At 51.5% G+C, this 12,993-nt stretch carries 14 protein-coding genes and 1 pseudogene; 4 read left to right on the top strand and 11 right to left on the bottom strand.

The window, feature by feature from the left end; genetic code table 11:
- Both R6U67_RS01080 and R6U67_RS01075 read left to right on the top strand, forming a co-directional pair.
- Positions 1 to 321, top strand: a 321-nt coding sequence (locus tag R6U67_RS01080) for a WD40 repeat domain-containing protein (RefSeq protein ID WP_410250824.1), incomplete at its 5' end; no start/stop codon positions are given.
- Positions 322 to 359: 38 nt separating this feature from the next.
- A complete protein-coding gene (locus R6U67_RS01075; RefSeq protein ID WP_410250823.1) occupies positions 360 to 3,938 on the top strand; it encodes an AAA-like domain-containing protein in 3,579 nt (1,192 codons plus the stop codon).
- Between the two features lie 194 nt (positions 3,939 to 4,132).
- On the opposite strand, the gene lnt is transcribed toward R6U67_RS01075, so the two are convergent.
- The 7 genes from lnt to R6U67_RS01040 form a co-directional block, all read right to left on the bottom strand.
- Complete coding sequence (gene lnt / locus R6U67_RS01070) at positions 4,133 to 5,683, bottom strand: apolipoprotein N-acyltransferase (protein ID WP_410250822.1); 1,551 nt, start codon at positions 5,681 to 5,683, stop codon at positions 4,133 to 4,135.
- A 48-nt stretch (positions 5,684 to 5,731) separates the two neighbouring features.
- Positions 5,732 to 6,268, bottom strand: a complete 537-nt coding sequence (locus R6U67_RS01065) for a PIN domain-containing protein (RefSeq protein ID WP_410250821.1) — start codon at positions 6,266 to 6,268, stop codon at positions 5,732 to 5,734.
- Complete coding sequence (locus R6U67_RS01060; RefSeq protein WP_410250820.1) at positions 6,269 to 6,739, bottom strand: hypothetical protein; 471 nt, start codon at positions 6,737 to 6,739, stop codon at positions 6,269 to 6,271.
- Positions 6,736 to 7,464 carry a hypothetical protein gene (locus tag R6U67_RS01055; RefSeq protein ID WP_410250819.1) on the bottom strand — a complete coding sequence of 243 codons (729 nt, stop codon included), beginning with the start codon at positions 7,462 to 7,464 and terminating at the stop codon, positions 6,736 to 6,738. Before R6U67_RS01055 ends, R6U67_RS01060 begins: the two co-directional genes overlap by 4 nt.
- A 23-nt stretch (positions 7,465 to 7,487) precedes the next feature.
- A complete protein-coding gene (gene rsmI, locus R6U67_RS01050) occupies positions 7,488 to 8,318 on the bottom strand; it encodes a 16S rRNA (cytidine(1402)-2'-O)-methyltransferase (RefSeq protein WP_410250818.1) in 831 nt (276 codons plus the stop codon).
- A gap of 48 nt (positions 8,319 to 8,366) precedes the next feature.
- Positions 8,367 to 9,281, bottom strand: a complete 915-nt coding sequence (locus R6U67_RS01045; protein WP_410250817.1) for a S1 RNA-binding domain-containing protein — start codon at positions 9,279 to 9,281, stop codon at positions 8,367 to 8,369.
- 178 nt (positions 9,282 to 9,459) lie between these two features.
- Complete coding sequence (locus R6U67_RS01040) at positions 9,460 to 10,194, bottom strand: dienelactone hydrolase family protein (RefSeq protein ID WP_410250816.1); 735 nt, start codon at positions 10,192 to 10,194, stop codon at positions 9,460 to 9,462.
- A gap of 242 nt (positions 10,195 to 10,436) precedes the next feature.
- On the opposite strand from R6U67_RS01040, the gene R6U67_RS01035 reads away from it, so the two are divergent.
- Both R6U67_RS01035 and R6U67_RS01030 read left to right on the top strand, forming a co-directional pair.
- Positions 10,437 to 10,727, top strand: a complete 291-nt coding sequence (locus R6U67_RS01035) for a type II toxin-antitoxin system HigB family toxin (protein WP_410250815.1) — start codon at positions 10,437 to 10,439, stop codon at positions 10,725 to 10,727.
- Between the two features lie 46 nt (positions 10,728 to 10,773).
- Complete coding sequence (locus tag R6U67_RS01030) at positions 10,774 to 11,169, top strand: type II toxin-antitoxin system HigA family antitoxin (RefSeq protein ID WP_410250814.1); 396 nt, start codon at positions 10,774 to 10,776, stop codon at positions 11,167 to 11,169.
- A gap of 204 nt (positions 11,170 to 11,373) precedes the next feature.
- Here R6U67_RS01030 and R6U67_RS01025 read toward each other — a convergent pair whose 3' ends face one another.
- The 4 genes and pseudogenes from R6U67_RS01025 to R6U67_RS01010 all read right to left on the bottom strand — a co-directional run.
- The gene (locus R6U67_RS01025) at positions 11,374 to 11,520 is read right to left on the bottom strand and encodes a hypothetical protein (protein ID WP_410250813.1); all 147 of its coding nucleotides are present in this window, start codon (positions 11,518 to 11,520) and stop codon (positions 11,374 to 11,376) included.
- 116 nt (positions 11,521 to 11,636) lie between these two features.
- On the bottom strand, positions 11,637 to 11,906 hold the full coding sequence (locus R6U67_RS01020) for a type II toxin-antitoxin system RelE family toxin (protein ID WP_087707743.1): 270 nt from the start codon (positions 11,904 to 11,906) through the stop codon (positions 11,637 to 11,639).
- A gap of 2 nt (positions 11,907 to 11,908) precedes the next feature.
- Entirely contained in the window at positions 11,909 to 12,124 is a 216-nt protein-coding gene (locus R6U67_RS01015; protein WP_410250812.1) for a hypothetical protein, read from the bottom strand.
- A 168-nt stretch (positions 12,125 to 12,292) separates the two neighbouring features.
- Positions 12,293 to 12,993 (bottom strand): annotated as a pseudogene (locus tag R6U67_RS01010) (hypothetical protein); the annotation flags it as partial.

The following is a 12,993-nucleotide window of genomic DNA, read 5'->3' as shown; positions in this document are numbered from 1 at the left end:
ACCAGTGGACTGACTCGGGTGGCGTGGAGTCCCGATAACCGATTGTTGGCGATCGCCAGAACCGATAGTAAGATTGACATTTACACCGTTGAAGGTACGTTATTAACGCAATTGAGTGGTCATCAGTCTGTGGTAAGTTCAGTTAGGTTTAGTCCTGATGGTCGCTTCTTACTGTCAGGAAGTGAAGATCGATTAGGGATTCTTTGGAATTTGGAGAATATTCTCTCGTTGGATTTAATGACGTATGGTTGTCAACGGGTGGAGGATTATCTTCGTCAAGAGTCTGATGTCAGTTATCGGCAATCTCTTTGTCAAGACTAATCTCTCACATCGATCTAACCGCTCAAATCCCTCGGTGAATGTCTGATCGTTATCTCCAGTTTTCTTATCATGTTGGGGGCAGTGTCCCGCCGCGATCGCAGACCTATGTTCGCCGACAGGCGGACGAGGTCTTGTTTACAGAACTCCTCAGGGGCGAGTTTTGTTATGTGTTTAATTCCCGCCAAATGGGGAAATCCAGCCTGCGGGTGCAGGTGATGGCCCGCTTACGGGAGGCGGGAGTGATGCCGGGGGCCTTGGATTTAACAGCGATTGGTACGCAACAGGTGACCGTGGAACAATGGTATGCGGCGATCGCAGCCATTCTCAGTAAACAGTTTCAGCTCAAAACCAATCTCCGCCACTGGTGGCGAGAGCGGTTGGAGTTACCCCCCTCGGCTCGCTTAGGTGATTTTATTGGCGAGGTTCTTCTGGCGGAAACAGAAGAACCTTTGGTTATTTTAATCGATGAAATTGACAGTATTCTAGCTCTAAAATTCGCCACAGATGACTTTTTTGCTCTGATTCGGAGCTGTTACAATTGTCGAGCCGATCAACCCCAATACCGACGTTTGAGTTTTGCCCTGTTTGGGGTCACCACACCCGGAGAACTCATCGCCGACAAAAATCGTACCCCTTTTAACATCGGAAAAGCCATTGCTTTAAGAGGGTTTCAATCCCAAGAAGCCGCACCACTTGTTGAAGGCTTAGCCGCCGTTCTCCCCCATGCCGAGAGAGCGTTGGAGCGAATTTTGTATTGGAGTGGTGGGCAACCATTTTTAATGCAAAAACTCTGTCGCTTAGTCGTTCAACGCGCTCAAACATCTCCATTGCCACCTCTGAGAAATACACAAGAGATAGACCGATTTATTGATGGTTGTGTTGAACAAGACATTCTTCATCATTGGGAAGCCAAAGACGAACCCGAGCATCTTAAAACCATCCGCGATCGCCTCCTTTATAACGAAAAACGAGTCGGCGAACTCCTCACCCTCTACCGACAAGTTTGGGATGCCGAACAGTCCCCCTCCAGTCAGTCCTGGATTCCGGCGAACGAATGTCCCAATCAAACAGAATTAATCCTCTCCGGGGTGGTCGAAAAACGGCAAGGCTATCTCCGAGTCAAAAACCCAATTTATCAACAGATTTTTGACCGTCATTGGATTGACGAGCAACTGAACCGCCTGCGCCCCTATGCCAGTTTACTCAATGCCTGGATTGAGTCCAACTATCAAGATGAATCACGGCTATTGCGAGGAAAAGCGCTACAAGAAGCCTTAAACTGGACGCAAGAAAAAGGACTCGGGGATTTAGATTATCGCTATCTCACCGCCAGCCAAGACCTGGAACAACGGGAGATTCAGCAAAAACTGGAGCGAGCGCGGTTAGAAGAAGCCGAAGCGCGGCTGGAGGTTGAACGGCAAAGTGTACGTCGTCAACGTCGCTTGCTGGCGGGGTTAACGGTGGCCCTCGTGGGGGCGATCGCCCTGGGAATTGGGACGTTCCGCGCCTATCAACAGGCGGCGGTGAGTGAAATTCAGGCCATGATGGCCGCCTCCCGAGGGAGTTTTGCCTCCAATCAACAACTCGATGCCCTCATTCAAGCCTTACAAGCGCGAGAGAACTTCGGACAGTTATGGTTGCTCGGATCTCAGATTAAGCAACAACTCGCTCAAGACACCCAGCAAACCTTACAACGAGCCTTGTATGGCAATCATCAGTTTCACCGCATCCAAGCTCATAGCGAGTTAGCCTTGGGGTTAAATTTCAGCCCCGACGGTCAATTCTTCGCCACCTCCGCCATTGACCAAACGGCGAAAATTTGGCGGCGAGATGGAACGCTTCTGCATACTCTCCCCCATACCTCAATCGTACAAAGCGTGAAATTTAGCCCCGACAGTCAATCCTTAGCGGTGGCGACCTTTGAGGGGACGATTTACATTTGGTCAGTGGACGGAACCCTTGAGAAGACCCTGAAAGGTCATCCCGCCGAAGTGGGAGAGGTGGACTGGAGTCCTGATGGTCGTCAACTGGTCTCCGTAGGTCGTGACCCAAAGGTGAGATTATGGTCTGTCGAAGACGGAGAGCTGTTACAGGTGCTTGAGGGTCATGCAACCTTTTCGCGAACCGTAGATTTTCATCCTCAGGGCCATCAGTTCGCCTCCCTGAGTGTCGATGGAACCTTAATCATCTGGGGAACCGATGGTAGCGTCTTACAACGCTTTGAGGAGGTGGATGCACCGGGGTTGGCGATCGCCTACAGTCCCGATGGCGAGCGATTGGTGGCCGGATATGGGGATCATCAGGTTCGCCTCTGGCATCCTGAGCGGGGGTTACTCAAAACGCTAAGTCATCATGAAGCGGAAGTGACCACAGTAGACTTTAGTCCCGATGGCCAGCGGTTTGCGTCCGCTGGGGTTGATCGAGAACTGCTCATTTGGTCCCGTCAGGGAACCCTTTTAAACCGCTTAAAGGGTCATGATAGCCATTTGCGACGTGTGGCCTTTAGTCCTGAAGGAACGGAAGTTGGAAGCTTAGGGGAAGATGGAGTTTTGAACCGATGGCAGGTTGGAAATCCCTTTCGCCAGGTGTTACGGGGCCATGCTGATGTGGTCTGGGGAGTGGACTATGTTCCTCAAGCCTCGCCTCGGACTCCACAATTGGCCACAGTTTCGGGGTTAGATGTTCAGCTTTTGGATTCCCAGGGAGAACGGCTCAACCAGTGGCAAGAGTTAAGTTCCCGGCGTTTCTATAGTCTGGCAGTCCATCCTCAAGAACCAATCTTGGTCGCCGGAACCTCGGGGGGAGAGATTGTTCAGGTCAATTTAGCGGCGGGGTCCACTCGCTCTTGGCAAGCCGATGGGGTGGGAATTATGGCCTTAGCCTATAGTCCCGATGGCCGCTGGCTGGTCTCCTCTGGTGTGTCCTTTCCCCTGCAAATTTGGACTCGTAATGATTCCGGGGATTATGATCTCTACCATGAACTCGACGGCCATCAGGCCCAAGTCTGGGAGTTAGCGTTTAGTCCCGATGGCTCATATTTGGTCTCAGGAAGTCTCGATGGCGTCATCAAACTCTGGGAATTGAGATTCGGTCAAGATCAGAGTTTTTCTGGGTTTGAGGCAACGCCACGGGTGAGTCTTGAGACTCAGCAGGGAGCCATTTGGGGACTGGCGGTGAGTCCTGATAGTCAACGAATTGCTAGTACCAGTCGTGATGGCTGGTTGACCATCCAGAATCGCCAAGGGGAGACACTTCAACAGGTTCAGGTGGCTCAAGATCAGGGTCTAACGCGAGTCGATTGGAGTCCTGATGGTCGTTGGCTGGCGGTTGGCCGTGTGGATGGCCGCATTGATCTCTATACTCCTGAGGCCGAGTTTGTGATTAGCTTAGTGGGTCATGAGTCGGAGGTGCTGACTCTGGCCTTTAGTCCCGATAGTCAGGGGTTGATTTCTGGGGGACAGGACAGTGTGGCGATTCACTGGGATTTAGAGCGTATTCTGGGGGCTGATTTGATGGATGAAGGCTGCGATCGCGTGTGGGAGTATCTACGTTATGGGGAACAGGGAATAGGGAACGGGGAACAGAGAGGTCGGGTGTGTTCTGGGAATAGGGAATAGGGAACAGGGAACAGGGAACAGGGAACAGGGAACAGGGAATAGGGAATAGGGAACAGGGAACAGGGAACAGGGAACAGGGAATAGGGAACAGGGAACAGGGGGTTCGGGTGTGTTCTGGTTTCAATCCAGGTTAGGACCTCAACCCGTCGATTGTAGGGGCGAAAAATTTTTCGCCCCTACAAAATTTTTCGCCCCTACCGGCCCGAACGCAGGACTGGGCCGGCGTTGACGAGGATGGCAACGATCGCCAACAGCCACACCAGCCAATCTCCCCAACGAACATAGAGAGTGCGACTTTGGCGGCGATAAATGGTCTCTTGATGGGTGGCGTACTGGTTGATTTCAGAGATCCAAAGGGTCTCCCCATGGGGATTCACAAACGCCGAATAGCCGGTATTGGTGGCCCGAACGGCCCAGCGATCGAGTTCAATGGCCCGCATCACGTCCTGAGCGTGATGTTGGCGGGGCATAGAGGCGTCATAATGGGCATTGTTGGCGGCACTGAGGAAAAATTCACCCCCTCGCTGGGCCTGGGCCTGAAGATGCTGCGGAAAGGCGGATTCGTAGCAAATGCTGACAATGGCTGGCCCGAAGGGGGTTTCTAGGAGTTGGTCCCCGGAACCCGCTATCATCTTGGCTTGTAGGGGAGACAGACGGCTAATAAATCCCCCTAAGACCGATTCAAAGGGGATATATTCTCCGAGGGGGACGAGAATCGCTTTGTCGTAATAACTGAGGGTGTCTCCGTTGCGGCTGATGCTGAGAAGACTGTTGGTGTAGTGGCTTGGAGTTCCCCGTAGCGTTCCCACCCAGGCGGGAACGCCGCGATCGCGAATGGCTTGGTAGAAATGGCCGGCGGGACTATTACTATATTGGAGGCGATCGCCTTGCCACAACACCGGTAACGCCGTCTCAGGGGTCATCACCCCATCGACTCCGGCCTCGCTCAATTCCTCATAGCCTCGGGTATAGCCTTCTAAGGCTTGCCGCAATCCGTCGGGATAGAGTTTAATCTCGTTGGGGATATTGCCCTGAATCAGTCCGACGTTCAGACTCTGTTCGGGGCGATCGTTGAGGGGACGGCTGTAGAGATAGCCCCCCAGTCCCTGGGCCAGTCCCAGCACCAGCAGCCCAGCCACAATCGCCGAGAGACGGACTCTTTTACGGGATAGGTCAAATGAGTCAAACGCTGCCGCCCAACAGCCGTTAACCGCCACCAGAACGGCGGTAATGGTGGTGGTTCCTGAGAGTTGCCCTAGGTGTAAGATGGGCAAATTATGGGGACTTTGGGTGTAGGCGAGGGAGGACCACCAGAGGGGGAGCGATCGCCACAGCACTTCCAAGAGACACCAACTGGCGACCCCGATGAGAATCCTCGCCCCCCAACCGAAAAATTTTTCGCCCCGACTCCATTGTTGGAGATAAGCCTGAAGATAGGCCCAAAGTCCCACTAAAACCGCTCCCCAGAGGGCGATGAAGAGCCAACAGGCGATCGCAATGGCCAAACTCGCCAACCAAGGAACTCCCATCCAAGTCATGGGATGAACCCCGGTAATCCAAAAAATGGCGGTTCCATGAAATCCCGCCCCCCAAGCTGCTCCCAAATGCCACGTTGGAGTGGTTTGTCGCCCTATCAGCCACCAGAGGGGGGCCAGGGCGAACCAGGCTAAACCCCACCATTCCCAGGGGGCGACGGTACAACCCATGAGGATACCGCTAAGAAGACTCAAAAACAGGAGTTTCACTAGGCTTTAAGCTCTGAGATTGAACAGTCAACCGATTTGTCCACGTAATCAGGACAAGGATGCAATGGGTGGGATATGTTTGTCATTGATCCATTGAATCATCAGATAAGGATGAACAACATGAAAATCATGTTGAGGAGACTGGTAAATACCATGTCGGTTTGGCATAATAACCTGTAAATCTTGAGCTATAAAGTCCTTGAAATTTGCAGTCACCAGTGCAGTTGCTCGACCAGCTAAAGCAGTTTCTAGAACATGCCGGTCTTCGACATCCTGAATTGGAATTATTCCAGTTCCACCTAAGGTTAAACTTGGACTGAACTGAGCATAGTCCCGAATTGCGCTCACGTAAGCAGCCGCCGTCTCCGGTAATTCCCTAAATTGGCACTGTTCCTCTAAAACCTGTTGCAAACGGTTAAGCATTCCCCAAGAAATGACTAATTCCACAGGACCAATAGGACAGGATCCTTGCCGAACAATCTGCACTAACGTTTGACAAGCTGAGCCTTGACGACCTTTTGCAGAAGCTAGGAGGTAGGCACACCAGATATTAAGGTCTAAACATAATCGCACCGTCTCAGCCATTTATCGAGGTCGTGTCATCTCCACAGCAGCCGCTAGGATATCATCTTCAGTTTCGAGACTTTCTAGAAAATCTGGATCGATTTGCTCCTGGATTTTTTGGGAGGCAATTTCATAGTTGCGCGATAATACTACCTTTAGCAACACATCCATGATTTGCTCCTGATTTGAGGAATTTGATAATGCCTGAATAAGCTCTTGTTTGTCAGACTCTGATATGGCTTTATCTTGACAAATACTGGCTACAGTTTGTCGATGGTTTTCGCAAAAAAACAAAATTCGTTTAATCAATTCAGAAGACGATGAATTATTGAGTTGAGACAGCTCTTCTACTCGTTTGGAGAGTTTAGGATCGAGAGGAGTCTCTGATGTGTTTCTACTCATTTTCAATAAAACTTGACTCACTACAGTATAAGCCAGTCTCAAACGGATTGCCCAGTCCGGCACGAGAACCGGCAACATCCATCCCATCATCGCAACAAGACCTGTAGAGACCCAATTGTGGCGGGACTGGGACTCCCCTCAGGGTCATCCTCCTCATCATCAGCCACCTCAATCGAAACAATCACCGAATCCGCCGTAATTTGGGCGCTGAAGTGGTCTTGAATCCCTTGAACCAGAAAGTTAATGGCCTCAACCGTTAGTCCCGTTTCCTCCGCCATTCTCTGGTCAAGGTCTGTATCTTGGAGGAAGTCTTGCAACCGCTTTTGATTGAAAATCTGAAGTTGAGTATTGACCATTTGGTTCAACAGAGGACTGAGGTCATTACTGTTGATAAAGGGAACATTGACTCGCACTTGGGTGTCTCCGGCTTCCATGTTGAGAGACCCTTGATTGAGGTTGACAAAGACTGTTTGCGAGAGTTCAAAATCGACCAGTCCAATGACCGGGTACTCAATAGCCAAATTGCCCAAAATCCGGAAACCTTCATCGAGGAGTTGGTAGCGCATTCGACGAATGGTGAAGGGAAAAAATTCGTCGTTGTTGATGTCTTGTCGGGCTTGATCGAGGAAGCGATCGAGATGCAGTTTTTGGTCGAGACAGGGCCGGGGAAATTCAATTTCTAGGTGTGTCTCGTCTTCGATGTGCGATCGCAGTTCACAGGGAATCAACGTCTCCCCCGGTTGACTCATCCAGGGGACCAGAATCAGGGAGAGGGAGAGGACAAGGACTAAAAGCCAACGCCAAGGACTGTTCACGGGTTTACGCCAAAAGAGATCGCCTAATCGGTTAGGGTTAAGGCAAGTTGATAGAGGTCACGACGGGAGAGGGGGGTCGATTGTGCCAGGAGACGGCTGGCCTGCGATCGCGAGTGACCTTGTTGCATCAGGGCCTGTAACTCGGATTTTAAGGCGGCTTCCGAGAGTTGACGACTGGGGGAGGAACAGCCACCGATGACTAGGGTATATTCTCCCTTGGGATTATGGTCTTGATAATAGGCGATCGCCTCGGCCAAGGTTCCCCGCCAAATCTCCTCAAAGCGTTTGGTTAATTCTCGGCCCAGGGTCACTCGGCGATCGCCTCCCAGGACAGTTTGTAAGTCCTCCAGGGTCTGTCGCAGCCGATGGGGGGCTTCATAGAACACCAGCAATCGGGGTTCCGTTTGCAACTGTTCTAGGCGTTCCTGACGCTCTTTCCCTTTCAGGGGGAGGAAGCCTTCAAAACAGAAGCGATCGCCCTCAATCCCCGCCACACTGACGGCTGTGACACAAGCACTCACCCCAGGAATCGGAATCACCGGGATTCGGGCCTCAGCACAAGCCTGGACGAGTTCATACCCCGGATCAGAAATCCCCGGCATTCCCGCATCGGTGACGAGGGCGATCGCCGTCCCCCCCCGCAGGCGAGACAGCAGTTCCTCTAACCGTTCATGGCGATTATGGTGGTGATAGCTAATTAGGGGGGTTTCAATCTGGAAATGTTGCAACAGTTTCCCCGTATGACGAGTATCCTCGGCAGCAATCAAATCCACGTCTTTGAGGGTTTGAATGGCCCGCAAGGTCATATCCTGCAAATTACCAATTGGCGTTCCCACCAGATATAAAGCCGCCATCGTCATAAGCCGATCAACCCCCCTGAGGGGGAGAATCATGATTCTCCCCTACTCCTGATTCGTCTCCGGAGACTCCTCTTGCGTCTGATGATGACTAAACCGTTCCTCGGCGTTATCCATCACCTCTTGGAACTTCTCCAACACCTCACCGGGATAACTTTCTAATTCCTTCATCGACAGAGAGATGCGGTTTTTCCACTCATCAATCTCCGTCACAATCACCTTCAGCGGTTGTCCTTCCTCAAACAAGGTTTCCACATCAGGAATCCGGGCCTTACTAATCTGTTTAATATGTAGCAGTCCCGTCACGCCACCTAACTCCACAAACACCCCATAGGGTTTAATATTGGCGACGGTTCCCTCGACTAACTCCCCAGCCACGAGATACCGCATCCGACTGGCTTTCGCCGCCTGACGGTGGGAACAGACCAACTTATCTTCATCGGCGTTGACGTCTAGCAGCGTGACCGTGAGATGTTGTCCTACTAAGGCATCTAGGTTATGGCGGTCTACGAGGTGCGATCGCGGAATAAAGCCTCGCAAGCCGCGAATATCCACCACCACACCACCTCGGTTGGTTCCGGTGACCTCAACCTCAACCGTCTCTCCAGTTTCCTGGAATTTCGCCAATTTGTCCCAAGTCTCCTTAATCTCAATCTGGCGAATGGAGAGAGTCACTTGTCCCTCAGCATTGGCCCCACGAATCACGAGAAACTCCCGTTCTTCATTCAGGGGGAGGGCTTCTTCGAGATTGGTTACCAACTCCGCCGAGACTTCCTTGAGGGGCAAAAAGCCATGAGACTTACTGCCAATGTCGACATAGACCCCATCAGCCTCATGTTGAAAGACCTTTCCGGTCACCAATTGTCCCTTTTCCGGAATCGTATCGTGGCCATCGAGGGCTTTGGCGAAGTCCTCCATAGAAAAGGGCATGTCCCGATTGGAGCGAGATTGAGCAGTCATAGCAATGAAGAAGGCAAGAGGCAAAAGGCAAGAGGCAAGAGGGATAAGGGGTGTTCTGGCGTTGTGGGGTGAAACATTCTTCACCTCTACGATTGATCATTCAAGTTAGACCTTGCCAGAACGCACCGCTTTGGCGAGATTCCCGCCTCCCTAACCACGATACACTAACCGAAGTTTTTTAATCCTTCAACTGGCTGAACAACTGCCAAATCTCACCCCAGGCTTGTTCGGCGACCTCAGGATGATAACTCTCCCGCTGGTCACAGAGGAAGCCATGGGTCGCGCCCTCGTAGCGGAAGAGCTTATGGTCGATGTTATGCTCCTGTAACGCCCGTTCGATGGTGTCAACGTCTTCTGAGGGGATGAGGGGGTCTTCCGTGCCGAAAAAGGTGTATATCGTGCCGGAAATGGCAGGAGTGCGATCGCAGGTCGTCCCTCCCTCCTGACCGGGACACATCTGAGCAATCCCGGCCCCGTAACAGGAGGCCGTCACCTGAATATCCGGGAGGGTTGCCGCCAGATAGGCCACATGACCGCCAAAACAGAAGCCGATACAGCCAAACTGGTCTGTGGTGTTGGGCAAGCCTTTGAGATAGTCCAGACTGGCTTGGGTGTCGCCGAGGAGTTCGCTGGCTTTGGTTTGCACCTTATACTCCCGTCCTTTGGCTAAATCGGCGTCACTATAGCCGACCTCGAATCCGGGTTCGAGGCGTTGGTAGAGTGCGGGGGCGATCGCCACATACCCCTGAGCCGCAATCCGTTCCGTCACCTCCCGGATATGAGCATTAACGCCAAAAATCTCCTGAAACACCACAATTCCCGGATAATCTCCCGGTTCACTCGGCTGAGCCAGATAGGCATCAATCTCTAAGCCATCATTCTCAACCTTGACCCATTCACGTGATATAGACATGACACAAAAATCCTAAATACACCGATGGTAGGGTCTGTTCGGCGATCGATCAACCCCAAACACCCGACCCCAATCTTCCAACTCACCCGAACGCACCCAATCCAGAAACCCGGTGTTTCCAAAGACACCGAGTTTCTAAGTCCCCGCAGATCCCATCATCAGCTTGACGGATGAGTTGAATGAAGTTAAACTGAACTGAGTTCTCAATTTGAGAACATAACAGCTTTATCCAGACCCAGTCTATGAAGATAATCGGACTCGGTAAACTGCGAGAGTTTGCCGAGAAACACCCAGACTCTCGGACTCCATTAGACGGTTGGAGAAAAATCGTCGAGCAAGCGGAATGGAGACACTTACCTGACATTAAAACGACCTATAGTAAATCAGTAGATTATGTAGAGGGGTATCTGGTTTTTAACATCAAGGGGAACAATTATCGTCTTATTGCTCAGATAAACTATCGTGTAAAAATCGTCAAAATAAATGACATCTTAACCCACGCGGACTATGATAGGGGAAACTGGAAAAAATAATAACCAATATATCCATACCCTGATAGATTGAGGAAAATTTAGCAAAATGACCACCTTAACCTATAGCCAACTCCTCACTCAAATTCAACCCAGACCCATCCAGTCTCCAACCGACTATGAGGCAATGCTGTCTCAATTAGAACGGCTGATGGAGATTGAGGAATCTCAATTGAGTGACGAAGAAGCCTCAATGCTAGAGTTGTTAGCCATGTTGATTGAGGACTATGAAACAAAAACAAACCCAATGCCCAATACCGCCAGTCCCCATGATGTTTTAGACGAATTGGTCGCGGCGCATCAACTGCGTCAAAAAGATTTATTAGACATCTTTGGTTCCAAGGGGATTGCCTCGGAGGTCTTCAATCGCAAACGAGGGATTAGTAAAACACAAGCCAAGGCACTCGGCCAACGATTTAACCTTCCCCCTAGTGTTTTCCTCTAACACCTAGCCACTCAGCCCCAAATCCAGAAACCCAGCGTCTCCCAAAATGGTAGGGTGCGTCCCGGCATCGATCAACCCCAGAAGCCCGACCCCAATTTTCAAACTTGCCGGAACGCACCGCCCCCAGGAACCCCACCGTCTCTATAAATTATTAATAATAAAATACGGTTTTTACGATATTTCAGGTGTTCAATTCATTCACAATTACTCAGCATCAATCCCCTCCCACATCTGCTCCAAGGGGATTCGTTTTCCTGCCCTTGCTTCCTGTAATGCTTGTCTTAAACTTCCCTGAACTTCCTCCACTAGAGTCGTATTAGCATCCGATTTATCATCTTCAAAAACGTTCATCGCATTACCTCAATCATTACGCCAATCTTAGCAAACTCTTCCCCCCCAAACCCAGAAACCCGGTGTCTCCAAAGACACCGAGTTTCTCAACCCCCAAAAACATCTGCCCATAAACCCTATCCTGATTTTTCATAAATATCGCGGCGATGTCCAACGCGAGCTATGATCACAACCTCATGGGCGCGATCGCACTCATAAATGACACGATAATCACCCACTCGAAGCTTATAAAACCCTAACAAATTCGCCGACAACGGTAGGGGTTGAATCGCCTCAAAATTCTCTACCATCCAGTTAATTTTCTTAACAATGCGTTGACAAATTGTCCGAGGAATCGACTCTAAATCGCTCACAGCTTGAGGATCATAGCGAACCGTGTAACCCATCCTTACCCCAATCCCAAACGACGCACCACATCCTCAGAACTCAACAACACCGACTCCCCAGATTCCCGAGCGGCCCGCTGGGCCAACAAGCCTTCTATCACCTCCGGGCGAACCACCTGCCCCTCATCTGGGTCTGCCAAAACATCCAACAACACCTCTTCAACCGTTTCCCGAATCAACACCCTTAACTCATCCACCGTCAAATTCTTAACCTGCATAATGACCTCCCATCACCTCAAGCATCACGCCAATCTTAGCAAACTCTTCACCCCCAAACCCAGAAACCCGGTGTCTCCCAAAATGGTAGGGTGCGTCCCGGCATCGAGCAACCCCGAAGCCCGACCCCAATTTTTAAACTTGCCGGAACGCACCGCCCCTAGGAACCCCTACCCCTTCACCAAAAACACCCGCTCATAATCCCCAATCAACCAAGTCGGCAACAACCCATGGGCGCTACTCAACCGTAACTGGTCCGCCCGACAAATCAACATCGCCGCCAAGAAACATTGCAGGGACTTCGGACGATTCATCCCCTGGGACAACTCCGCCCCCAACTGCTCAAACAACGACTGTTCCGCCGCCGTCTTCGCCAACTGCTGCATCCCACTGTTCATCAACAACCGCTGCACCTCACCCATAGGCCCCGCATAGGCCCCCGGCAATTGGTCCGCCGGTAAACTGAGCCAATACTGACACAACTGCTGCCGCGCTTGCCGTAACCGCACCAGGGCCGCCCCATCATTGGGGTTCTGCTGCAACCGCTGCACCAACTCCGACACCTGAGCCACAAACTCAGGACTGGGGGGCTGGGCTGACGCGGCTGGCTGCACTTTGCCCTCAAACACCGCCTCGTAATCGGGCAATAACCAGGCCGGAAGCCGTGTTGCTGCCTCTTGGACTCGTAACTGGTCGGTGGGGTAGTACAACATCGCCCCCATGAGGGCATTCAACGACTGGGGTTCCGTTAACCCCGACCCCTTCTGGGTTAACTCCTGACGATACGCCTGTTCTTCGGGGGTGAGGGGCTGTTTCTGGAAACCACTGGTGAGGAGAATCCGATAGCCCCGTCCCAAATCCTCAAAGTAAA

The organism is Sodalinema sp., assembly GCF_046483825.1.
Classification (GTDB): domain Bacteria; phylum Cyanobacteriota; class Cyanobacteriia; order Cyanobacteriales; family Geitlerinemataceae; genus Sodalinema.
This window is presented reverse-complemented; position numbering and strand designations above follow the sequence as displayed.